The organism is Microbacterium sp. SD291 (genome assembly GCF_017355365.1).
Classification (GTDB): Bacteria; Actinomycetota; Actinomycetes; order Actinomycetales; family Microbacteriaceae; genus Microbacterium.
Genome location: NZ_JADIJR010000027.1, coordinates 16,792 through 39,668 on the forward strand (window position 1 = coordinate 16,792; position 22,877 = coordinate 39,668).

Consider the following 22,877-nt stretch of genomic DNA (forward strand, 5'->3'; position numbering starts at 1 on the left):
CGTCAGCGCGGCAGCATCCGGCGAATCGCCGCGGCACTGCCGTCGAGGGCCGCTTCGAGAGTGAAGTGACCGGCCGCGCACAGCGTGCCGAGCCCATGGACGAGCCCCCACACACCGAGGACGCTCTCCTCGGCGGGAAGGCCGGCGGCGACGGATGCCGAGCCCAGAAGCTGCTCGAGTTCGGCGATGAGCGGTGCCATGGTCTCGCTGGGCTCCCCGGGGATGCACACGGCCGGATCGTAGATGACGTCGAAGCCGTGCGGATGCTCGACCGCGAAGCGCAGGTAGGCGGCACCGCCCGCGACCAGGCCTGCGACCGGCTCGTCGGCATCAGAGATCGCTCCCCGCACAGCGGCGACGAGGTCGGCCATGCTGCGCTCGGCGAGGACCTTCAACAGGCCGCGGCGGTCGGCGAAGTGATGATACGGGGCGTTGTGACTCACGTCCGCGGCCCGCGCGACCTCTCGGAGACTGATCTCCTGGGCCGGCTTCTCGGCGAGAAGCTGCATCGCCGCGGTCTCCAGGGCGTGCGCGAGATCGCCGTGGTGGTAGCCGGAACGAGAACTTGACACGAGCAACATCCTCTCTTATGTTGACACTGTCCAGCAAGTTGACACTGTCCAGATAGGAGACACGATGGCATCCGCACTCGTCATCGACGGCCACCCCGACGCACGATCCCTCACCGCCGAGCTCGCCCGCCGGTACGCCACGGCGCACGGCGACGCCCGAGTGCTCGCACTCCGGGAACTCGACTTCGACCCGCATCTGCGGTTCGGATACCGCGAGCGGATGACGCTGGAGGACGACCTGGCCGATGCCAAGCGCGCGCTGCACGCTGCGCGCACCGTCGTCGTCGCGACTCCGTTGTGGTGGGGGTCGGTGCCTGCGGTGCTGAAGGGCTTCTTCGACCGCGCACTGCTGCCGCAGCAGGAGTATCGCTACACGAGCCTGGGCCTGCCCGAGGGGCTCCTGCCCGCCCGCCGCGGTCGGCTGCTCCTGCTCGCTGACACCCCCTGGTACGCGGCCCCGTTCACCGGGCTCCCCGCGCAGACGCAGGTCGCTCGCAACACCATGCGGCTCTGCGGCATCCGCTCGGTGCGCACGCACCGGATGCTCGGCGTCAAGGACGCCGCACCCGAGCGCATCGAGTCCTGGCTCGCTCGCGCCGCGTCGCTCGGCCGGCGCGACGGGATCCGCGACGGTGCGCATGACGACCCGCGCACCGGCACCGCGGCGTCGGCTTCACCAGATCTCGCCGAGCTCACGGCATCCTGACGTCGAGAAGCCGTGCACTCGCCGACTTCACGTGAAGTCGACGAGAAGGGCGGGGCGGGGCGGGGCGGGGTGGGGAACGCGCAGCTCAGGCCAGCGCGGCGGAGGCCGCCTCGTCCTCGGTCGTCGCGACGAGCTGACCGCAGGCGCCGTCGATCTCCTTGCCGCGGGTGTCGCGGAGGGTCGTAGGGATGCCGGCGTCGTTGAGCCGGCGCACGAACTCGTTCTGCACCGAGATCTCCGACGAGGTCCAGATCGAGCCGGGCGTCGGGTTCAGCGGGATCGGGTTCACGTGCACCCAGCCGCGACCGCGCTCGTTGAGCTTGTCGGCCAGGAGGTCGGCCCGCCACGCATGGTCGTTCATGTCCTTGATCAGCGCGTACTCGATCGAGACGCGGCGGCCGGTCTTCTCGTAGTAGTACCGAGCGGCGTCGAGCGCCTCGTCGACCTTCCAGCGCGAGTTCACCGGGATCAGCTCGTCACGCAGGTGGTCGTCGGGCGCATGCAGCGACAGTGCGAAGGTCACCGGGATGCCCTCGTCGGCGAGCTTCTTGATCGCAGGCACCAGGCCGACGGTCGAGACGGTGATGCCGCGGGCGCTCATGCCGAGGCCGTCGGGCTGCTGCGCGACCATGATGCGCACGGCATCCATCACACGCTTGTAGTTGGCGAGCGGCTCGCCCATGCCCATGAAGACGATGTTGGAGACGCGCTCCATGGAGTGGTCGTCGGCCTTCTTGCCGCCGAGGCCGCCGTCGGCGATGAGCCGGTTCGCGCGGACGATCTGCTCGATGATCTCGGCCGTCGACATGTTGCGGGTGAGGCCCGCCTGGCCGGTCGCGCAGAACGGGCAGTTCATACCGCAGCCGGCCTGGCTCGACACGCACAGCGTGATCCGGCCCGGGTAGCGCATGAGCACCGACTCGACGAGGGCGCCGTCGTGCAGGCGCCAGAGGAACTTGATCGTGTCGCCGCGGTCGGTCTCGAGGCGCCGCACCTCGGTGAGCAGCGGCGGCAGGAGGCCGGCGACGAGCTCGTCGCGGATGCCGGCGGGCAGATCGGTCATCTGCTCCGGGTCGGAGGTGTAGTGCTTGAAGTAGTGGGCCGACAGCTGCTTCGCGCGGAAGCCGGGCAGGCCCAGCTCCTTGACCTTCTCGGTGCGCTCCGCGGGCGTGAGGTCGGCCAGGTGCACCGGCGGCTTGCCGCGCTTGGGGCTCGCGAACTGCAGCAGCGGTCGCCCTTCGGCATCCTTCTGCTGGGTCCAGCCCTCAGTCGTCGGGCGCACCTGCGGCGTGCCGGTGGAGCGGATCTTCCCCTGCGGGGACGCGGATGCGGGGCGCGTCTCGCGCGTGCGGGGAGTGTCGGTCATGGGTTCAAGGGTACGCGCTGGCAGGTGGGAAGCGCCTGGGGCGCGAGGCACGACCTCCATAGACTGTGCCCATGGACCTCATCATCATGACCGTGGTCGTGATCGCGGTAGTCATCGTCGGCCTCACGATCGTCGGCGCGGCACTGCGCGGCATGCGCCCGAAGGTTCCCGAGCCGCAGTCCTACGTCCCCGCTCCCGTGATGCGCTCGGCGCCGGGAAGCACGACGAACACGACACCGGCGGGCCTCACTCCGCTCGCGATCGCGGAGATCGACCGGCTGGTCGCGGCCGGGCACAGGATCCAGGCGATCAAGGTGCTCCGCGAGCACGCGAAGATCGGGCTCAAGGAGGCGAAGGATCGCATCGACCACTGGTCGATCAGCACCACCGCCCCGCACACCGCCGCCGCCTCGCACAGCGCGCCCGCTCACTCCTCGACGCCCCCTGCGCACTCCTCCGGCTCGCCCCGTTCGCAGGTGCCGCCGTCCGTCGCCGCCGACATCGACCGGCTGCTCGCCGGCAACCAGAAGCTCGCGGCGATCAAGCTGCTGCGCGAGCACACCGGCCTGGGGCTCAAGGAGACCAAGGATCAGATCGAGGCGTGGCTTCCTCACCACCGTCTGTGATCCGGGGCCGGCGTCCGGCTCGACGCAACGCGCGCAGGCAACACAGGGCGACTTGGTATACCAATTGCATGAGAATGAAACGGATGCTGACCGCCTCGGCGATCATCGCCACCGCGTTGCTGGGCACGACCGCCTGCACCGCACCCGCCGCCCCCACCCCGACCTCCGAGGAGTCCGCCATGACCGACGCCACCCGTGATCTGCTCGCCGCAGCTGCCGCCGGCGACGCCGCAGCCGTGCAGTCCGCGGTCGACGCGGGCGCCGATCTCGAGGCCCGCGGCCCCGGCGGGGCGACGCCCCTCGTCATCGCGACGAAGCAGAATCACGTCGACACCGCGCGGGCGCTCATCGAGGCCGGTGCCGACGTGAACGCCAAGGATGACATCCAGGATTCGGCCTATCTCTACGCCGGCGCCCGGGGTCACGACGAGATCCTGAAACTGACCCTGGCGAACGGCGCCGACCTCAAGAGCACGAACCGCTACGGCGGCACCGCACTGATCCCGGCATGCGAGCGCGGGCACCTCGAGACCGTGCAGATCCTGCTCGACGCGGGCGTCGACCCGAACCACGTGAACAACCTGAACTGGACCGGCCTGCACGAGGCGATCGTGCTCGGCGATGGATCCCAGGTCTACGTCGACATCGTCGAGGCCCTCATCGAGGGCGGTGCCGACATCTCGATCCGCGACGGCGACGGCGTGCTCCCGCACGATCTCGCCGCCTCCCGCGGATTCGACGCGATCGCCGCGCTCCTCGAGGGCTGACCGGACGGTGCTCGAACTCAGCGCGTGGGCGTGGATCGCCCTCGGCCTTGCCGCCGTCATCACCGGCATCTCGAAGTCGGCGATCCCGGGCGGCTCGACCCTGGCGGTCGTGCTGTTCGCCGCGGTCCTCCCGGCGCGCACCTCGACGGCGGCGATGCTGCTGCTCTTCATCGTCGGCGACGTCTTCGCGCTGATCGCCTATCGGCGCCACGCGCACTGGCCGACGCTGCTTCGTCTCGCGCCCGCAGTGATCGCGGGGCTCCTGGTGGGTTTCGCGTTCCTCGCCCTCGCGGACGACGCGATCGTGCGGCGGGCGGTCGGGGCGATCCTGCTGCTCATGATCGCGGTGACCCTGTGGCGCCGGTGGCGCCAGAACAGGGCGGATGCCGTCGCGCCGGCGCTCGGCGGCATCCTGCTGTCCGCGTCATACGGCACGCTCGGCGGCTTCACCACCATGGTCGCGAACGCCGGCGGCCCGGTGATGGCGATGTACTTCCTCGCGACGCGCACCCCGGTGCAGGTGTTCCTCGGCACCTCGGCGTGGTTCTTCGCGATCATCAACCTCGTGAAGGTGCCGTTCCTCACGGGGCTCGGGCTGATCACCCCCGAGGTGCTGCTGATGGACCTGGCCCTCGCGCCGCTCGTCGTGGCCGGCGCCCTGGTCGGGCTGCGCATCGCACGCCGCATCCCGCAGCAGCTGTTCGACCGGCTCGTGATCGCGCTGACGATCGCCGGCTCCGTGTATCTGCTGATCTGAGGGCGCCTGCGCTCTCCGCGCTCCGCGCCTCCCCGAAAGCCCGCCGCCCGAAAACGGAGACCATCCGTCGCCCGCACGGCGCGTCGACCGCGGACACGCCGTGCCCGCGGCATCCGGTCTCCGATTCCCGAGAGGACGGATGCTCGGGACTGGGGTTGTCGCGCCTCAGTCCAGGAAGATGTCCGGGAACAGCGCGGTGTCGGGCGTGCCGGCGATCGCCGCGTACTTCGAGAAGTCGGTGACGCCGTCGGCCTCGAGCACGTCCTCCACGATCAGCGTCTGGCCGGTGTACTCGCGCGCCGGCTTCGTGAGCACCGCGTAGGCGGCATCCGCGTAGATCTCCGGCGTGCGGCTCGCGGCCATCACCCTGTCGCCGCCGAGCAGGTTCTGCACCGCCGCCGTCGCGATCGTCGTGCGCGGCCAGAGGGCGTTCGCGGCGATGCCGTCGCGGGCGAACTCGGCGGCGAGACCCAGCGTGACCATCGTCATGCCGAACTTCGCCAGCGTGTAGCCGGTGTGCGCGCCGAGCCACTTCGGGCTCGGGTTCAGGGGCGGCGACAGCGACAGGATGTGCGGGTTCTCGGCATCCCTCAGGATCGGCACCGCCGCACGCGACAGCATGAACGTGCCGCGGACGTTGACGTCCTGCATCAGGTCGTACTTCTTGGCGTTGAGGTCGAGCGAGCGCGACAGGTCGATGACGCTGGCGTTGTTGATGACGATGTCGATGCCGCCGAACTCGCCCTGGGTCTTCAGCACGGCCTCGGTGATGTCGTCGTCATCGCGCACGTCGCCGACGATCGGCAGCGCCTGCCCGCCGGCGGCGCGGATCTGCTCGGCCGCGCTGTGCACGGTGCCCTCGAGCTTCGGATGCGGGGTGTCGGTCTTCGCGAGCATCGCGATGTTCGCGCCGTCCGCCGCTGCGCGCAGCGCGATCGCGAGCCCGATGCCGCGGCTGCCGCCCGACATGAGTATGGTCTTCCCTGCCAGTGACATGGGTTCTCCTCAGCTGTTCGGTGTCATTGATGCGCTCCCGTCGCGAAAATGCCCGGAGACCGCCTGGGAAAGCGGGCACATTTGCGACGGGAGCGGAGGGTGCTTACTTCGGGGCCATCCGGATCGCGCCGTCGAGGCGGATGGTCTCGCCGTTGAGGTAGCCGTTCTCGACGATCTGCTGCACCAGGGTCGCGTACTCGTCGGGACGCCCGAGCCGGGAGGGGAACGGCACCTGCTGCCCGAGCGAGTCCTGCGCGGCCTGCGGCAGGCCCATCAGCATCGGGGTCTCCATGATCCCGGGGGCGATCGTGCAGACGCGGATGCCGTAGCGCGCGAGCTCACGCGCGACCGGGAGGGTCATCGCGTGCACGCCTCCCTTGGATGCGGAGTACGCGGGCTGGCCGATCTGGCCGTCGAACGCCGCGACGGATGCGGTGTTCACGATAACACCGCGGTCGCCGCTCTCGGTCGGCTCGTTCTTCGCGATGACGGCGGATGCCTGGGACATCACGTTGAACGTGCCGACGAGGTTGATCCGCACGATGCGCTCGAAGTCGGCGAGCACCGCCGGGTTGCCGTCGCGGTCGAGGACCTTCGCGGGCGGGGCGATGCCGGCGCAGTTCACGACGACCCTCAGCGGCGCGGCGGCCTGAGCTGCGGCGACGGCGGACTGCACGTCGTCGACGCTGGTGACGTCGGCGGCGGCGAAGACTCCACCGAGCTCCTCCGCGAGCTTCGCGCCCTGGGACGAGGCGAGGTCGACGATGGTGATGTGCGCTCCGGCGGCGGCGAGGCGGCGAGCCGTTGCCAGGCCGAGTCCCGAGGCGCCGCCGGTGATCAGCGCGCCCTGTCCTGAGATCTGCATCGGAGGTTCTCCTTCGAACGACTTCTTGCGACTGAGTGTCAGTTTACGTGACTCTTGGTCTCACCTGCGCACACGACTCCGGCACTGGCGCCGAGCGCGTGACAGGTGTTGGCTGAGCGCATGGAACTGCGTCGAAAGCGAGCCTACGACACCGCCTCATCCGATGACGGCTTCCGTGTGCTGGTCGACCGCCTGTGGCCGCGGGGCGTCTCCAAGGAGCGCGCCGAGATCGATCTGTGGGCGAAGGACACCGCCCCGTCTCCCGAGCTGCGGCGGGAATGGCACGCCGCGACGGAAGACGAGTGGGACGTGTACGCCGACAGGTACCGTGCACAACTCGCCCAGGAATCCGCCGGTCCGCTGGAGGACCTCGCAGCCGAGGTGCGACGGCATCCGATCGTCACGCTCGTCTACGCGGCTCACGACCCCGAACGCAACCATGCCGCGGTCCTGGAGGAGGCCCTGCGGACGATGCTCTGAAGCGCCGGGCGACGGCACTCGCCCGGGCACTCACACCGCGCCGATGAAGTTCCAGGCGCCGGTGGCGACCGCGACCCAGATCGCCACCACCGGGATCACGGCCGAAGACAGCACGAGCACGGTGTCTCGCCAGGTCCACACCGACTCACGGGCCCACGAGCGGGCTCCGGTGCCGCCGAAGCCGCGCGCCTCCATCGCCGTGGCCAGCGACGTGCCGCGCCGGATCGCCAGCACGAACAGTGCGAACGCCATGCCGAGCGCCCGGCGGATCCTCCCCTGATCGGCGACGCCGCGCGCGCGCCGGGCGAGCCCGAGCGCACGCCAGTCCTCCACCAGCAGCCCGAGCATCCGCATGCCGGCCAGCGCACCCACGACGAACCGGGCCGGCAATCGCAGCCTCTGGGCGAGGTCGTCGGCGAGGTCGGTGGGATCGACCGTGACGAACAGCACCACCGCAGGCAGGCCGATCGCGAGCACGCGCACCGCGGTCGCCGCGGCGAGCGACAGCGATCCGTCGCTGACGCGCATCAGCAGCCACTCGAAGTGGATCTCGCCGCTGTTCACGCCGTACAGCGCGATCGTGACGGCCCCGAGCGGAGCGGCGATCCAGAGCAGGGCCGTGCGCGTCCAGAACTCGCGGGCGCCGAGCCCCGCGAGCACCAGCAGCGGGATCTCGAGCAGGAGCGCGACGGATGCCGAGACCACGTCGATCGAGAACACCAGCGGAACCGCGATGAGGAGGGAGGCCGCGAGCTTCGCCAGCGCGGAGCGCGTCGCGATCGGGCCGGTGCGCTCGATGCGTGCGGTGAGCGGATCGATCATGCGCCCACCCCGAACCGGCGAGCGTGCAGTGCCTGCAGCACGGCCTCGTCGTGGCTGATCGCGACGATCGCGGTGCCCTCGTCGCGCAGCCGGGCGATGATCGAGACGAGCTCGGCCCAGGTCCTCGCGTCCTGCCCGAACGTCGGCTCGTCGAGGACGATCACCTGCGGCCGCGTGGCGAGCGCCGCGGCGACGGTCAGCCGCCGCTTCTCGCCGCCGGACAGCGTGTACGGATTGGCCTCGGCGAGCGGCGCCAGCCGCAGCCGCTCGAGCAGCTCCTCGGTGCGCCCGGCGATCTCGGCCTCGCCGAGTCGCAGCGCGCGCGGGCCGACGGAGAGCTCCTCCCGCACGGTCTTGGCGAGCAGCTGATGCTCGGGCGTCTGCAGCACGGTGGCGATGCGCGTGAGCAGCGCGCGCGACGACCAGCGCAGCGGGTCGGCGACCTCACCTGCGGCGAGGAGGGCGGATGCCGCGACCCGGCCCCGCTCGGCGGGGATGAGGCCGGCGAGGGTCAGCCCGAACGTCGACTTGCCGGAGCCGTTCGCGCCCGTGATGCCGATGGCCTCCCCCGCGCGCACGTCGAGGTCGAGCGGTCCCGCGACCGGCAGCCTCCGCCGCCGGGACACGACGAGCTCGTGCGTCTCCAGCAGCAGGTCACCTGATGCCCTCGCGGGGGGCGGCGGGACCGCCGGCGGGTGCCCGGGGACCCAGACTCCGGATGCCGCGAGCTCGGCGCCCCTCGCGCCGAGCACTTCACCGGGGGTGCCGTCGGCGAGCACGATCGTGCCATCAGGCTCGGCACCGAGCACGATGACACGGGTCACCAGCGGCAGCCAGACGTCGATGCGGTGCTCGATCACGATCAGGGTCGCCCCGCTGGCGTCGAGGGCGGCGGCCACGGCGTCCCGCACATCGCGCACCCCCTCTGGGTCGAGGTTCGCGGTCGGTTCGTCGAGCAGGATCGCGCCGGGCCGCATCGCGAGCACGCCCGCCAGCGCGAGCCGCTGCTTCTGCCCGCCGGAGAGGGCGTTCGTGGAGCGATCGAGGGGAACATCGAGCTGCACGGCATCCAGCGCCTCACGCACCCGGTGCCAGATCTCCTCACGGGGAACCCCGAGGTTCTCGCACCCGAACGCCACGTCGTCGCCGACGCGCGCGAGCATCGTCTGCGTGTCCGGGTCCTGCAGCACCATCCCCACACGCCCGCGGGCCTCGGTCGACCGCACGCCGTCGACGAGCAGCTCGCCGTGCGTCTCCCCCTCGTCTGCACCGCCGAGAACGCCGCCGAACCCCTGCAGGAGCGTCGACTTGCCCGAGCCGGACGCGCCGAGCAGCAGTACGCGCTCCCCTGGCTCGATCCGCAGATCCGCCTCGCGGACGGCCCAGCGCAGCCGGGTCGCGTACCGCCATCCCCAGCCGCGGGCTTCGAGTGCGGCGGGGGTGACCAGGGGACTCACACCCGGGCTGCGACCTCGCGGCCGGCCGCGAAGCGGCTCAGCGCCCCGGTGGCGGCGAGACCGCGGGCGATCAGCCAGGCGCCGAGGCCGGCGATGACCGCACCCGAGATCGTGCTCGACGCGATGTACACCGACGTGAACAGCGCATCGGCTCCGGCGTACCAGAGGATCATGTCGTTGATGCCGCAGGCGACGCCGGCGGCGGCCCCGGCGAGGATGGCGACCGGAAGGCGCCACACCCCGTAGAGGAACAGCAGGAAGACCAGTTCGGCGCCGAGGCCCTGGACCAGGCCCGACACGATGGTCAGCGGGCCCCAGACGTTGCCGACGAGCGCGGAGATGATCGCCGCGACGAGCTCGGTGTAGAGCGCAGCACCCGGCTTGCGGATGATCAGCCCGCCCAGGACGCCCGCGATCAGCCAGGGGCCGTTCACGAGGGCCTGCACGCCGGGCAGCAGCGGAGTGAGCAGGCTGCTCGGGGCTTCGTAGCCGACGTTCCAGAGCAGGAAGATCGCGGCGCAGGCGACGGCGATGACGCTGGCGACGACGATGTCGACGACTCGCCAGCGCCAGAGCTGCGGCGAGCGAAGGCCCTTGGCGACGGATGCCGATTCCGCAGTGGAACGGTTCGTTGAAGTGCTCATCTGTGACTCCTCCCTGCGCTGGCATGACCCAGATCAGGTTCGACGGTCGAAGCGCGATTCGCTCCCTCTCAGCCCGGCTCGCCGGACTCCCGTGGTTGTAGAGACGATCCTACCCGCTCCCGACACTCGCGTCACTCGTGCTGCGAACCGCCGATCCCGGCCGGAATTCGGTAGCGTGAGGAGGTGACTGCTCCTGACTCCGCCGAGGCCGTCGCCGACGTGCCCCCGGATGACGCGCCCGCCGGTGCGACCGCGGTCGTCGAGGCGCCGACCGGTGAGACCGCTGCACAGCCGACTGCCCAGTGGGCGGATCGCGTGCGTCCTGCGACCGCGCTGACCTGGGTGGATGCGTCCGAGGTCGCCGGCCACCCGCCGATGGCGACCCTCGACGGCGATGAGGACAGGGAGTCCGGTGCTGCGCTGCTGCGCGGCGCGAAACTGCGCCCTGCCTTCTCCCGGCCGGGCGTGCTGGTGCCGCTCGGCATCCTCACGGGCCTCGTCGCAACATACTGCGGCGCCACGCTGCTCTGGCCGCTCCATGAGGTCGCCCCGACTGTGCGGGCCGTCGAATTCGAAGCCGCACCTGCGCCGCCTGCCGCGGTGACCTGGCTGGCTCAGGGCAGCGCCGCCGTCGGCGTCGGCGGAATGGGCACCGTGTCCTCGAGCCTGGATCCCGCGGCGATCGCGAGCGTGACCAAGGTCGTCTCGAGTCTGATGGTGCTGGATCGGATGCCGCTCGCCGTCGGCGAGCAGGGTCCCGAGTTCTCCTTCACCTGGTCGGACAACATCGACTACTGGGACTATCGCCGCAACGATCAGTCCGCGCTGGACGTTCCCGTCGGCGGCGTGCTCACCGAGTACCAGCTGCTGCAGGGGACGCTTCTGGGTTCGGCGAACAACTACATCGATCGGCTCGCCGACGAGATCTGGGGCTCGGACCGGGCGTTCGCCGCGGCCGCCGAGACCTGGCTGCGCGACCGCGGCATCGAGGGGATCACGGTCGTGACGCCGTCCGGATTCCACGAGGACAACGTCGCGACGCCGGCGGCGCTGATCGAGCTCGCCGAGAACGCCATGAGCAACCCCGTGTTCGCGAGCATCGTCGGCACACCGTCGGTCGAGCTCCCCGGCGCAGGCACGGTCGTCAACACCAACGGGATGCTGGCGGACGCCGGCGTCGTGGGGGTCAAGACAGGGACCCTCGAGGAGAGCTGGAACCTGCTCACCGCGAAGGACGTCACGATCGGCGATTCGACGGTCAGGCTGTACGCGGCGGTGCTCGGACAGGCCGACGACGAGCAGCGCCTCGAGGCGACGAGGTCGCTCTTCAGCCAGATCGAGGCCGAGCTGCGCGAGCAGCCGCCCGCAGTGCCGAAGGACACCGTCATCGGGACCGTCGAGACGATGTGGGGCACGGAGGTCGACATCATCACGGCCTCCGATGCCGACGCCGTGCTGTGGGATTCCGCGGCGGCGGAGTCGACTGCGGAGTTCTCGCTCGGCGACCTGCGCGACGAGGGCGACGATGTCGGAACCCTGACCACCTCCGGTCCGCTCGGCACCGTGACGACGGTGCTGGAGCTGGCCGACGAAGTCTCAGACCCCAGCCCGTGGTGGCGACTGACGCACCCGCTGGAGCTGTTGGGCCTCGCCGACGCACAGCGCTGACGCCCGGCTCTGGCGCCCAGCGCTGGCGCCCGGCTCTCGTGCCCAGCGCTGGCGCCCGGCGCTCGCGCCCGGCGCTCGTTCCCAGCGCTGACGCCGCCGCGCATCGCTCCTGGCGGAGCCCGCGTGCGCGTTGTCGTCGCCCCGACGCACTCGAGGCGACAACCACGCGCACCTCGAAACGCCGACGACTCCGCGGCACGCCCACACGCCCATCCGGGGTGCGCGTCATCGTCGCCCCGCGCGCCCGAAGCGACAACGACGCGCACCCCGCGACGTGGACGCACTCGTGAACGTGCGGGCGCCGGCCTCGCGACCCCGCCACAGACCCCGAACAGCCGCCCCGCACGCCCAGACCCGACCACACGAGGTCCCACCCGCACACGCCACCGCACCCGCGATCCAACCAACTCCCCGGCCACGGACCCCGAACAGCCGCCCCGGACAACCAGACCCGACCACATGAGGTCCCACCGCACCCGCACCCGCACCCGCGATCCAACCAACTCCCCGGCCACGGACCCCAAGCGGCCGCCCCGGACAACCAGACCCGACCACATGAGGTCCCACCGCACACGCCACCGCACCCGCGATCCAACCAACTCCCCGGCCACGGACCCCAAGCGGCCGCCCCGGACAGCTGGACCCGACCACATGAGGTCCCCGCACGGGACGCGACAGATCACGACACCGCCTCCCCTACAAAGCACGACGCCCCGCCCCGAACTCCGGGGCGGGGCGTCGTGAGTGCCGGGCTCAGGCCCTGGCGTCTCCGGCGTCGGGGCGATCGACCACGGCCTCGGCGGCGGCGACCTCGGCGGCGGGCGCCTGCGCGCCGACCGAGACGCCGACGCGAGCCGCGTCAGCCTCGGCATCCGCGTCGCCGGTGACGACCACGGGGGTCGATCCGGTGAGCGCATCCTCGGCGTCGATGTCGGATGCCGCCTGCTCGAACTGCGACTGATACAGACGCCAGTAGGCGCCCTGCGCGGCGATCAGCTCGTCGTGCGTGCCCTTCTCCACGATGTCGCCGTGCTCCATCACGAGGATGAGATCGGCGTCGCGGATCGTCGACAGGCGGTGCGCGATCACGAACGAAGTGCGCCCCTGACGGAGCGCGGCCATCGCGTGCTGCAGCAGCAGCTCGGTGCGGGTGTCGACCGCCGACGTCGCCTCATCCAAGATGAGGATCGACGGCTGCGCGACGAACGCCCTGGCGATCGTGATGAGCTGGCGCTCACCCGCCGAGACGTTCGAGGCGTCCTCGTCGAGCACCGTGTCGTATCCCTCGGGGAGGGCGTGCACGAAGCGGTCGACGTACGTCGCCTTGGCGGCGGCGAGGACTTCCTCGTCGGTCGCGGTGGAGCGGCCGTACCGGATGTTCTCGCGGATGCTGCCTGCGAACAGCCACGGGTCCTGCAGCACCATGCCGGTGCGCGAGCGCAGGTCATCGCGGGTCATGTCCGAGATGTCCTGCCCGTCGAGCAGGATGCGCCCGCCGCTGAGCTCGTAGAACCGCATGATGAGGTTGACCAGAGTGGTCTTGCCCGCACCGGTCGGCCCGACGATCGCGACCGTCTGCCCCGGCTCCACCTGGAACGACAGGTCCGTGATGAGCGGACGGTCCTCGGAGTAGGAGAACGCGACGTTCTGGAACTCGATGACGCCCTTGCCGTCGACGACGGTGGGGGCGTCGTCGGCATCCGCGTCCTGCTCGTCCTCGTCGAGCAGCTGGAAGACGCGCTCCGCGGATGCGGTGCCCGACTGCACGACCGCGGCCATTCCGCCGAGCTCGGCGAGCGGCTGAGAGAACTGCTGCGAGTACTGGATGAACGCCTGCACGTCACCGAGCCGCAGCTGTCCGTTCGCGACCATCAGGCCGCCGAGCACGGCGAGTGCCGCATAGCTGAGGCTGCCGACGAAGGTCATCGCCGGCATGATGATGCCGGAGAGGAACTGCGCCTTGAACGCCGACTGGAAGAGCTCCTCGTTCTCGACCTGGAACTTGTCCAGCGCGTCCTGCTCGCGGCCGAAGACCTTGACCAGCGCGTGGCCGGAGAAGGCCTCCTCGACGCGCGCGTTCAGTCGGCCGACCTTGCGCCACTGGGCACCGAAGGCCTTCTGCGAGCGCGGCCCGATGATGCCGAAGATCACGCCCATCAGCGGGAGCGAGATCAGGGCGACGAGTGCGAGCTGCCACGAGATCGAGAACATCATGACCAGCACGCCGACGACGGTGAGCACCGAGGTGAGCGCGCCCGAGAGGGACTGCTGCATGGTCTGCGTGATGTTGTCGATGTCGTTCGTGACGCGGGAGATCAGCTCGCCGCGCTGCACCTTGTCGAAGTACGACAGGGGCAGGCGGTTGATCTTCGCCTCGACCTCTTCACGCAGGCGCCACATGGTCCGCACCATGATGACGTTGATGACGTAGCCCTGGATCCAGCTCAGCAGCGCCGAGACCACGTAGATCCCGAGCACGGCGATGATGATCCAGCGCATCGCGTCGAAGTCGATGCCGGACCCGACGGTGAAGTCGTTCATCGCCGCGAGCTGGTTGGCGAAGTCTGTCTGGCCGAACTGACGCAGCTGCTCGATGACCTCGCTCTTCGGGGTCCCGACCGGGAACCCGGGGAAGTCGCCGTTCGGCTTCGCGAGCTCGTTCGAGATGAATCCGGCGTACACGAGGTTGGTCGCCTCGGCGAGCACCTTGGGCGCCGCCACCGCCAGCACGACGCCGACGGCCCCGAGGAACGACACGAACGCGAACCAGACGGCCGACGGCTTCAGCAGCCCGATCATCCGGCCGAAGCTCTTGCCGAAGTTGTCGGCCTTGCCAGGCGCGACGCTGTCCCAGTCGCCGGAGTTCTGGCGGGCCTGCTCGGCGAGCTCGGCCTCGTACTTCTCCTCTTCGGTGAGCTCGGGCTCGACGGCGGGCGATGCTGCCTTGCCGCGGCCGCGCTGCGGCCGCGGGGGTGCGGTGTTGTCGCTCATGCGTCCACCCCCAGCTGCGACTCGACGATCTCGCGGTAGGTGTCGCTGGTCTGCAGCAGCTCCTCGTGAGTGCCGACGTCGACCATGGTTCCTCTTTCAAGGACGACGATGCGATCGGCATCCGTGATCGTCGACACGCGCTGCGCGACGACGATCTTCGTGACGTGCGGAAGCTCCCGCCACAGCGCCTGCCTCAGGCGGGCGTCGGTGGTGAGGTCGAGAGCCGAGAACGAGTCGTCGAACACCAGGATCTGCGGCTGGTGCACGATCGCGCGGGCGATCGCCAGTCGCTGACGCTGCCCTCCCGAGACATTCGTGCCGCCCTGGGCGATGCGCGAGTCGAGCCCGTCGGGCATCTCCTCGACGAAGTCGCGGCCCTGTGCGATCTCGAGCGCGTGCCAGAGTTCCTCGTCGGTGGCGTCCTCACGGCCGTAGCGGAGGTTCGACGCCACGGTTCCGGTGAACAGGAACGGACGCTGCGGCACCAGGCCGATGCTGTCCCACAGCGACTCCACGTCGGCCTCGCGCACGTCGGTGCCGCCGACGGACACGGCGCCGCCGGTGACGTCGAAGAGGCGCGGGATGAGCGAGACGAGTGTCGTCTTGCCGGCACCGGTGGAGCCGACGATCGCGACGGTCTCGCCCGGCTGGGCGGCGAAGCTGATGCCCTTGAGCACCGGCGACTCCGCGCCCGGGTAGGTGAACTCGACGCGGTCGAAGGCGACGGAGCCGGGAGCGGGGAAGGCGGTGACGCCGTTCTCGGGGCGGGTCATCGTCGACTCGGCGTCGAGCACCTCGCCGACGCGCTCGGCGGAGACCGCGGCGCGCGGGATCATCATCGCCATGAAGCTCGACATGATCACGCCCATCATGATCTGGCCGATGTACTGCATGAAGGCGAACAGGGTGCCGACCTCGACCGTGCCGTTGTTCACCTCGATGCCACCGAACCAGATCACCGAGACGACGGTGACGTTGAGGATCAGCATGAACATCGGGAACAGCAGCACGAAGAGCGAGCCGATCTTGCGGCCGACCACCATGATGTCGGTGTTCGCGCCGCGGAAGCGCTCCTCCTCGATGCCCTCGCGCACGAACGCGCGCACGACGCGGACGCCGGTCAGCTGCTCGCGCATGATGCGGTTGACGTTGTCGATCTTCTTCTGCATGCTGCGGAACAGCGGCACCATGCGGCTGATGATCAGCAGCGCCACGATCAGCATGACCGGCACGGAGACCGCGATCAGCCAGCTCAGGCCGGCGTTCGTGATCACGGCCATGATGATGCCGCCGATCGCCAGCAACGGGGCGGTGACGAACATGGTCGCGCCCATCATCGCCAGCATCTGCACCTGCTGCACGTCGTTGGTGTTGCGGGTGATCAGGGATCCGGCGCCGAACTGCGAGACCTCGCGCTCGGAGAAGCCGCTCACCTTGGCGAAGACGTCGGCGCGGATGTCGCGGCCGGCGCCCATCGCGGCGCGCGCGGCGAAGTAGGTCGCTATGATCGAGGCGACGATCTGGCCGAGCGAGACGAAGAGCATGAACAGGCCCGTGCGCCAGATGTAGTCGGTGTCGCCCTGGGCCACGCCCTGGTCGATGAGATCCTTGTTGAGGGTCGGCAGGTAGAGCGATGCGAGGGCGCTGGCGAACTGGAACACCAGGACGCCGACGAGCAGCCATCGGTAGCGTGAGAGATATCGGACGAGGATTTTCCCGAGCACAGGCGGACTTCCTTGTGGGATCAGAGGGGCGGATTTCTCGGCAGGCGGATGCCGGTCGACAATCGGCCGCAACATAGAGTGCCACGAGCCGCGGACATTCGCATCCCCCTCAGGGGGGAGCTTCGCTGACAGCGAACCAATCACCTTCCGGCCAGGCATTTTCTGGACTGCGGTGAAGAACGGATGCGGCGGCATCCGCTCGTGCGGGAGGATTGACCGGCGCCCGCCGCACCGCGGGCCGAGACAGGAGCACCAGTGACGATCGAACGCATCAACCCCGGACCCCGCATGAGCCACGCCGTCGTGCACAACGGCGTGGTCTACCTCGCCGGCCAGGTCGCCGAGGGCGCGACCGTCGAGGAGCAGAGCCGCGCGGCGCTCCAGCTCGTGGACGACCTGCTCGCGGGCGTCGGGTCCGACCGTTCGAAGCTGCTCTCGGTGACGATCTACCTGGCCGACATCGCCGACTTCGGCGCCATGAACTCGGTGTGGGAGACCTGGGTCGACGCTGCCAACCCGCCGGCGCGCGCGACCGTCGAGGCGAAGCTCGCCACCCCCGACTACAGGGTCGAGTTCTCGGTCATCGCCGCGGTCTGAGCCGTGGCCGCCGGGTCCCGGCGACCGCGCTCAGAGGAGATCACCCTCAGAAGAGCGGATGCTCCGGCACGTATGCGCGGGCATCCGCTCCGGCATCCGGTGCCAGCTCCGCGAGCGTCGGCGGGTCCCAGCGCGGATTGCGGTCCTTGTCCACCAGCTGCGCGCGGATGCCCTCGACGAGATCGGGGTGCTGCGTCACGAACCACATCACGCGCCGGTACTCCCCCTCCAGCGCTTCGCGCAGACCCGACGACTCCCGCGCCTCGCGGACCGCGTCGAGCGTGACGGCGAGTCCTGTCGGCGCCAGCCCCTCGAGCAGGTCGGCGGCCGCACCGGCATCCGCCGTCCCCTGCGCGCGCAGGCGCGAGACGATCTCGACCACGGTGCCGGCGGAGAACGCCTCGTCGATCCACCGGCGGGCGTCAGGAAGCGTCGAGGGGTCCGGCGTCTCATCGAAGAGCAGCACGATCTCGGCGGGGCCGGTCGGGTCGGCGCGGTAGGCGAGCGCCTCGCGAAGCGCGTCCAGCCGGTCCGACGGGACGAAGTGGTCGGCGAAGCCGAGGAGCACGGCATCCGCTGGGTTCATGGTGCTGCCGGTGAGTCCGAAGTACTCGCCGAACCGGCCAGGTGCGCGGCCGAGCAGCCAGGTTCCGCCGACGTCGGGCGTGAATCCGATGCGCGTCTCGGGCATCGCGAGCTTCGAGCGCTCTGTCACGATGCGGATCGCGGCGTGACCGGCGAGGCCGATGCCGCCGCCCATCGTGATGCCGTCGGCGACGGCCACGACCGGCTTGGGGTACTCGGCGATCATCGCGTTCAGGGCGTACTCCGCACGGAAGAACTCGGCCGTCTCGTCGGCACGGCCCGCGACGATCTGGGCGTGCAGCGCGCGGACGTCGCCGCCTGCGCACATGCCGCGCTCCCCTTCGCCGTCGATCAGCACGATCTGCACGTCGGTGTCGGTGCGCCAGGCGTCCAGCGCCGCGGTCATGGCCCTGATCATGCCGAGGTCGAGGGCGTTGATCGCCTCCGGGCGGTTGAGGGTGAGCCGACCGAGGGCTCCCTCCGTGCGGGCGAGGACGCGAGCGGGGGCTGTGGAGTCGATCACATGTGCCAGGCTACTCCGCTCCCCGGATGCCGGAATCCGCAGGAAATACAGGATTCACGGGCCTTTTCCGGCAGGATGGACGGAACTGCCCATCAAGGAGAGGTCGCGGATGCCCGACGGACAGGTGCTCGAGTTCACGCGAGTGACGAAGCGTTTCAACGACGTCACGGCCGTTTCCGACTTCTCCGCACGGGTCGAGCCCGGAGTCGTCACCGCTTTCCTCGGCCCGAACGGCGCAGGGAAGACGACGTCGCTGCGCATTCTTCTGGGCCAGGTGCGTCCCACATCGGGCACTGCGACGATCGGCGGAACGGCGTACGCCGATCTGCGGCATCCGCTGCGGACGATCGGCTCCGTGCTCGAGGAGACGGTGTACCGTCCTCGTCGCAGCGCCACCCGTCAGCTCACGATCGCCGCCAAGGCCAACGGCATCCCGCTGTCCCGCGTCGACGAGGTGCTCTCGCTCGTCGGCCTCGAGAACGAGAGCGAGGGGCGCATCGGCACCTTCTCGCTCGGCATGCGCCAGCGGCTCAGCGTCGCCCACGCCCTGCTGGGCGATCCGGGCGCCCTGGTGTTCGACGAGCCTGCCAACGGTCTCGATCCCGAGGGCATCCGCTGGATGCGTCTGCTGATGCGGCGCCTCGCGGACGAGGGCCGCACGGTTCTGGTCTCCTCGCATGTGCTCAGCGAGGTCGAGCAGGTCGCCGACAACGTCCTCGTGCTCTCGAAGGGCCAGCTGGTGCTGTCGAGCGGCATCGAGAAGCTCGCGGACCCGGCAGCCGGATCGGTCGTGGTGGATGCCGCGGATCGCGCGGCGCTGCGCTCGGCACTCGCCGCCGCGGGGTTCGAGGTCGAGGTGCTGCGCTCCGGCCTGACCGTCAGGGGCGGGGATGCCGGAACCGTCGGCGCCGTCGCCGCGGAGGCGGGCATCGCGCTGAGCGCGCTGGTGACGCGCGGGCCGACGCTGGAAGACGTCTTCATCGAGCTGGTACGCGGCGGCAAGCTCGAGCCGCGCGCCGAGGCTGCCGCGTCGCAGCTCGTGCGGCCGGAGCCGGCACTAGTGGTCGGCGGGTCGGGCGTCGTCGCCGGTGGTGCTGATGCTGGCGCTGATGCTGATGCTGATGCTGATGCTGATGCTGATGCTGATGCTGATGCTGATGCTGATGTGAGCGGGGAGGAGCTTCCCCTCGATGCGGAGGCCGTCCCCAGCGACCCGACGGCTGCGGCCGTGCTCACGGGCGGAGCCGAGGTGGCACTCGCCGACGCGCACGCTGATGATGAGCGTGGCGATGAGGCGCAGGCGGGATCGGATGCGGTTCCGGCCTCTGAGGCCGGCTCTGAGATCGAAGACGGAGCCGTCACTGAGGCGGATGCCGAGGACGGAGCCACGGCGGATGCCGAGGCGGACGGCGCAGTCGAGGACGCATCCGCGGCCGATGCGAGATCCGATGGCGCAGAGGAGTCCGTGGTTGTCGCGGGGTCCGCGGCGGACGCCGGCGAGGCGGACGCTGCGGAGCCGGGCGTGGACGACGCACCCGCGGCAGGCGAATCCGAGGGAGACGACACAGCCGAGGCGGCCGGTTCGGCGGTCGAGGCTGACGGATCCGAGACTGACGGATCCGAGACTGACGGGTCCGAGACTGATGGCGACGTTGCAGATCTCTTCGGCGGCGCGCACCCGGCCACTGCGGACGATGCACCAGCCGACCCGGAAGTGAGCGCATCGAACGACGAGCGCTCAGCGGACGACACTGCCGCCGACGCGGATGCTCAGGCAGCGGCATCCTCCGCGACGCCTCTGCTGCCCTTCGGGGAGGCGCCTGCGCAGCGCACCGCGGAAGAACCCGGTGAGGCATCCGCGAAGCCGTGGCCGGCGCTCTTCCCGCCGCGGACGGCTGTCGACGCCGCCGCTGAGGCCTCGGACAGCGAGCCGGCCGCCGCTGGCGGAGACGAGCACCGGGATGCTCCGCAGTCCTTCGACGACATCCTGTTCGGCGCCTCCCCGGTCGCGGCATCCGCATCGCTTGCGGCCATCGAGGAGACGCCCGAGCAGCCGAACGCTGAGGGAGCATCTGAGGCGCCGGCTCACGACTCTGGCCAGCAGCGCTCCGACGAGGAGCACTCCGACGAGGAGCACTCCGGCGTCGAGTTCTTCGCGGAACTCACCGGATCCGACGAGTCGGACGCCGGTGACGCCGACGCCGGAGATGCAGACGAATCCGCGGCGGGTACGCACTCTTCGGACACCGATGCCGACGACGATCCTCGTTCCGCCGCCGTGAGCTCGATGCTCGCCGCCGCTGCGCGGGCGTACTACGAGGACGAGCCGAAGGATTACCCGCTCCGGCGCACACTGTCCGCGGAAAGGGAGGCCGCCAAGACGGAGGAGGAGCCCGTCGATGACGGCGCCCACTGGTCTGTGGCGAGCACCGGCATCATCGACACGGTCCCGTCGGTCGCGCCGGTCGAGCCCGTCGAGGAGCACGAGTCCGAAGAAGAGCAGGAGTCCGCAGGCGAACAGTCTGAGGGCGAGCAACCGGAAGGCGAGCAGCCGGAAGGCGAGCAACCGGAAGGCGAGCAGCCGGAAGGCGAGCAGTCCGAGGGCGAGCAGGAGCCCGCGGGCGAGCACCACGAGGTTGCGCACCACGAGCCGCACGAGACTGAGCACGGTGAGCACCACGAGGCTGAGTATGGTGAGCACCACAACGGCGAATACCACGAGCACCACGACGGGGATCACCACCACCACGGCTGATCTCCCCTGAACCGCGAACGCCCTCCGCAGCCTTTCGGCGCGGAGGGCGTTTGAGTTCTGCGAGGGCGCGACGCTCAGGCGGGTCGCGGGCGGATGACGGGTCGACGACGCCCAGTGGACACCGGGGTCGGGGCGGTTGCGACGATCTCCTCGACATCGGCGGGTTCGGCCGACACGTCCAGGCGCAGCGCCTGGGTCAGGGCGAGCCCGTGGCTGGTCGTGAGGATGAGCCGTCGATATTCGTCGTCGCCCCTGAGGTCGATCACGACGCTGGGCCGGCGGCGACGGATCAGCACGAACTCGACGCTGCCGGCGGCCTTCCAGGTGCCCGCCGCGACGACACCGGGGATGTGCGTCCCGGGATTGGGAACGCCGCGCAGCCAGGTCCACGCGTCGTCGGTCAGCTGCACCTTGGTGATGGTGTCGCGGGCGATGCGGATGTTCTCGCGGTGGAAGCTCGCGGCACGCTCGATCGGCGAGAGCACGATCTCCAGTTGCGTCTGGTCGAGCAGCAACGTCACCATGACTCCAGTCTGCCAGCGGCACCCTGCCAGTTGTCTGCGACTTGCTCACAGGAACGCAACGATCCCTTGTCGGAAACCCCAGCCCGGTTCCGAGACAGCATCCGGATCCACCCTTCCATTCTTCGAAGATATGTACTACACTGAAATCATGGGAACCATCCTCGACGACGACCTCGAGCAGCACCGTGCGCTGCTCGACGCGTGGGTGGAGAAGAAGCGCGAGATCGCCCGGCTCGAAGCCGAGGCCTACGAGCTGCTGGCGGCGAGGGTGAAGGTCCGCGAAGCCGATGCCCGCGAGAACCCGCATCATCGCGAGGCGATCGAGCGGTCGATGATCGCCGAGTACTCGGCCGCCGCGCATACGTCGAAGTACAGCATCGAGAGAGCCTTCGCAGACGCCGCTTTCCTGCACTGCTCGTCGCCGCAGGTCGCGTATGCCTCGGCACGCGAGTCTTTCCAGCACGGGGACATCACGGCGGCGCATGTTCACGAGATCGTCGAGGCCGGCTTCGTCGTGCGGCAGGCGGTCGGCGAGGGCCGGGCGGATGCCGAGACACTGAAGCTCTTCGACGTCGCGGCCACCGTCGTCGCCGAGAGCGACACCCCGACGCGCACCCGCGCGCAGCTGCGGCAGCTCGCCGCCTCTCTCGTGGGCGAGACCGTCGTCGAGCAGCACAAGCGTGCCGCAGGCGAGCGGTCCGTCAGCGTGCGCTCGGTCGGCGACGGACTCGCACTGCTGCAGGTCGTGCTGCCCGAGTATCTCGCCAACGCGATCCTCGACCGGCTCACACAGATGGCCCGGCAGGTCATCTCGGTGAGCGGCGATCGAGAGCCGGTGCTCTCCGCAGACGTCCTCGATCTCGGCGCCGACCCTGTGTTCCCCGAGGACCTCGCCCCCGACGACCCCCTTCTCGACGCGCTCGACGACCCCGCACTCGACGACCGCATCATCTTCGGCGAGGGCGGCACCTTCACCGTCGATCCTTTTTCCGATCGCGACGTCGAGCAGATCCCCTCCGACGAGCGCACGATGGACCAGGTCCGCGCCGATCTCGCCACTGATCTGCTCCTGGCATCCACGCCGAGCGAGGCGAACGGCACCGGGCTCGACAACATCCGGGGCAACGTCCAGGTCACCATCTCCGGCTCCACGCTCATCGGCGCAGACGACCGCCCCGCCGAGCTCGACGGATACGGTCCGATCCACCCCGACATCGCCCGCGACCTCGCCAGCCGCAACGGCGGATGGACGCGCCTGTTCCAGGACCCGACCGGAATGGTGACCGAGACCGACACATACAGCCCCACAGAGGGCATGCGGCGCTTCCTCCGCGCGCGAGATCAGCACTGCCGGTTCCCCGGATGCCGGATGCCCGTGCACCGATGCCAGATCGACCACAACCACGACCACGCCAAAGGCGGCAGAACCGAGATCAGCAATCTCTGCCTGTT

The 22,877-nt window shown here is 70.0% G+C and carries 20 protein-coding genes and 1 riboswitch; of the genes, 9 read left to right on the forward strand and 11 right to left on the reverse strand.

Annotated features, from left to right (window positions below):
- Positions 1-2 precede the first annotated feature (2 nt).
- Entirely contained in the window at positions 3-572 is a 570-nt protein-coding gene (locus IPV10_RS13435; RefSeq protein ID WP_207484665.1) for a TetR/AcrR family transcriptional regulator, read from the reverse strand.
- Between the two features lie 64 nt (positions 573-636).
- Here IPV10_RS13435 and IPV10_RS13440 point away from each other — a divergent pair, with 64 nt between their 5' ends.
- Complete coding sequence (locus IPV10_RS13440) at positions 637-1,278, forward strand: NAD(P)H-dependent oxidoreductase (protein WP_207484666.1); 642 nt, start codon at positions 637-639, stop codon at positions 1,276-1,278.
- A gap of 85 nt (positions 1,279-1,363) precedes the next feature.
- Here the strand turns inward: IPV10_RS13440 and rlmN are convergent, their stop codons facing one another.
- Positions 1,364-2,644: a 23S rRNA (adenine(2503)-C(2))-methyltransferase RlmN gene (rlmN, locus tag IPV10_RS13445; protein WP_207484668.1), complete on the reverse strand. Its 1,281-nt coding sequence runs from the start codon at positions 2,642-2,644 to the stop codon at positions 1,364-1,366.
- Positions 2,645-2,715: 71 nt separating this feature from the next.
- Here rlmN and IPV10_RS13450 point away from each other — a divergent pair, with 71 nt between their 5' ends.
- The 3 genes from IPV10_RS13450 (at position 2,716) to IPV10_RS13460 (ending at position 4,794) form a co-directional block, all read left to right on the forward strand.
- The gene (locus IPV10_RS13450; protein ID WP_207484670.1) at positions 2,716-3,270 is read left to right on the forward strand and encodes a ribosomal protein L7/L12; all 555 of its coding nucleotides are present in this window, start codon (positions 2,716-2,718) and stop codon (positions 3,268-3,270) included.
- Positions 3,271-3,353: 83 nt separating this feature from the next.
- Positions 3,354-4,037 carry an ankyrin repeat domain-containing protein gene (locus IPV10_RS13455; RefSeq protein WP_242684972.1) on the forward strand — a complete coding sequence of 228 codons (684 nt, stop codon included), beginning with the start codon at positions 3,354-3,356 and terminating at the stop codon, positions 4,035-4,037.
- A gap of 7 nt (positions 4,038-4,044) precedes the next feature.
- A complete protein-coding gene (locus IPV10_RS13460) occupies positions 4,045-4,794 on the forward strand; it encodes a sulfite exporter TauE/SafE family protein (RefSeq protein ID WP_207484673.1) in 750 nt (249 codons plus the stop codon).
- Positions 4,795-4,959: 165 nt separating this feature from the next.
- On the opposite strand, the gene IPV10_RS13465 is transcribed toward IPV10_RS13460, so the two are convergent.
- On the reverse strand, positions 4,960-5,790 hold the full coding sequence (locus tag IPV10_RS13465; protein WP_207484674.1) for an NAD(P)-dependent oxidoreductase: 831 nt from the start codon (positions 5,788-5,790) through the stop codon (positions 4,960-4,962).
- A gap of 103 nt (positions 5,791-5,893) precedes the next feature.
- On the reverse strand, positions 5,894-6,655 hold the full coding sequence (locus IPV10_RS13470) for an SDR family NAD(P)-dependent oxidoreductase (protein WP_207484676.1): 762 nt from the start codon (positions 6,653-6,655) through the stop codon (positions 5,894-5,896).
- Between the two features lie 120 nt (positions 6,656-6,775).
- Between IPV10_RS13470 and IPV10_RS13475 the strand changes: the two genes are divergently transcribed.
- Complete coding sequence (locus IPV10_RS13475) at positions 6,776-7,135, forward strand: DUF488 domain-containing protein (protein ID WP_207484677.1); 360 nt, start codon at positions 6,776-6,778, stop codon at positions 7,133-7,135.
- A 30-nt stretch (positions 7,136-7,165) separates the two neighbouring features.
- On the opposite strand, the gene IPV10_RS13480 is transcribed toward IPV10_RS13475, so the two are convergent.
- The 3 genes from IPV10_RS13480 to IPV10_RS17070 all read right to left on the reverse strand — a co-directional run bounded on the left by IPV10_RS13480 (position 7,166) and on the right by IPV10_RS17070 (position 10,058).
- Entirely contained in the window at positions 7,166-7,957 is a 792-nt protein-coding gene (locus tag IPV10_RS13480; protein ID WP_207484679.1) for an energy-coupling factor transporter transmembrane protein EcfT, read from the reverse strand.
- Positions 7,954-9,414, reverse strand: coding sequence for an ABC transporter ATP-binding protein (locus tag IPV10_RS13485; protein ID WP_307861136.1), 1,461 nt, complete (start codon positions 9,412-9,414; stop codon positions 7,954-7,956). The genes IPV10_RS13480 and IPV10_RS13485 overlap by 4 nt, the downstream gene beginning before the upstream one ends.
- Complete coding sequence (locus IPV10_RS17070) at positions 9,411-10,058, reverse strand: ECF transporter S component (protein WP_242684973.1); 648 nt, start codon at positions 10,056-10,058, stop codon at positions 9,411-9,413. The genes IPV10_RS13485 and IPV10_RS17070 overlap by 4 nt, the downstream gene beginning before the upstream one ends.
- A riboswitch (TPP riboswitch) is annotated at positions 10,052-10,161 on the reverse strand. Its footprint overlaps the gene before it by 7 nt.
- Positions 10,162-10,241: 80 nt before the next feature.
- On the opposite strand from IPV10_RS17070, the gene IPV10_RS17075 reads away from it, so the two are divergent.
- Positions 10,242-11,726 carry a D-alanyl-D-alanine carboxypeptidase family protein gene (locus tag IPV10_RS17075; protein ID WP_207484683.1) on the forward strand — a complete coding sequence of 495 codons (1,485 nt, stop codon included), beginning with the start codon at positions 10,242-10,244 and terminating at the stop codon, positions 11,724-11,726.
- A 753-nt stretch (positions 11,727-12,479) separates the two neighbouring features.
- Here the strand turns inward: IPV10_RS17075 and IPV10_RS13495 are convergent.
- Together IPV10_RS13495 and IPV10_RS13500 are read right to left on the reverse strand one after the other, a co-directional pair.
- Positions 12,480-14,717: an ABC transporter ATP-binding protein gene (locus IPV10_RS13495; RefSeq protein ID WP_207484684.1), complete on the reverse strand. Its 2,238-nt coding sequence runs from the start codon at positions 14,715-14,717 to the stop codon at positions 12,480-12,482.
- A complete protein-coding gene (locus IPV10_RS13500) occupies positions 14,714-16,441 on the reverse strand; it encodes an ABC transporter ATP-binding protein (RefSeq protein WP_207484686.1) in 1,728 nt (575 codons plus the stop codon). Before IPV10_RS13500 ends, IPV10_RS13495 begins: the two co-directional genes overlap by 4 nt.
- Before the next feature lie 255 nt (positions 16,442-16,696).
- Here IPV10_RS13500 and IPV10_RS13505 point away from each other — a divergent pair, with 255 nt between their 5' ends.
- The gene (locus IPV10_RS13505; RefSeq protein ID WP_207484688.1) at positions 16,697-17,038 is read left to right on the forward strand and encodes a RidA family protein; all 342 of its coding nucleotides are present in this window, start codon (positions 16,697-16,699) and stop codon (positions 17,036-17,038) included.
- A 46-nt stretch (positions 17,039-17,084) separates the two neighbouring features.
- Here IPV10_RS13505 and IPV10_RS13510 read toward each other — a convergent pair whose 3' ends face one another.
- Positions 17,085-18,143 (reverse strand): enoyl-CoA hydratase/isomerase family protein, encoded by a 1,059-nt coding sequence (locus IPV10_RS13510; RefSeq protein WP_207484696.1) that lies wholly within the window; start codon positions 18,141-18,143, stop codon positions 17,085-17,087.
- A 112-nt stretch (positions 18,144-18,255) separates the two neighbouring features.
- Here IPV10_RS13510 and IPV10_RS13515 point away from each other — a divergent pair, with 112 nt between their 5' ends.
- The gene (locus IPV10_RS13515; RefSeq protein WP_207484690.1) at positions 18,256-20,901 is read left to right on the forward strand and encodes an ATP-binding cassette domain-containing protein; all 2,646 of its coding nucleotides are present in this window, start codon (positions 18,256-18,258) and stop codon (positions 20,899-20,901) included.
- Positions 20,902-20,975: 74 nt separating this feature from the next.
- Here IPV10_RS13515 and IPV10_RS13520 read toward each other — a convergent pair whose 3' ends face one another.
- Positions 20,976-21,425 carry a hypothetical protein gene (locus IPV10_RS13520; protein WP_207484693.1) on the reverse strand — a complete coding sequence of 150 codons (450 nt, stop codon included), beginning with the start codon at positions 21,423-21,425 and terminating at the stop codon, positions 20,976-20,978.
- A 148-nt stretch (positions 21,426-21,573) separates the two neighbouring features.
- Here IPV10_RS13520 and IPV10_RS13525 point away from each other — a divergent pair.
- On the forward strand, positions 21,574-22,877 hold a 1,304-nt coding region (locus tag IPV10_RS13525), incomplete at its 3' end, for an HNH endonuclease signature motif containing protein (protein ID WP_207484694.1).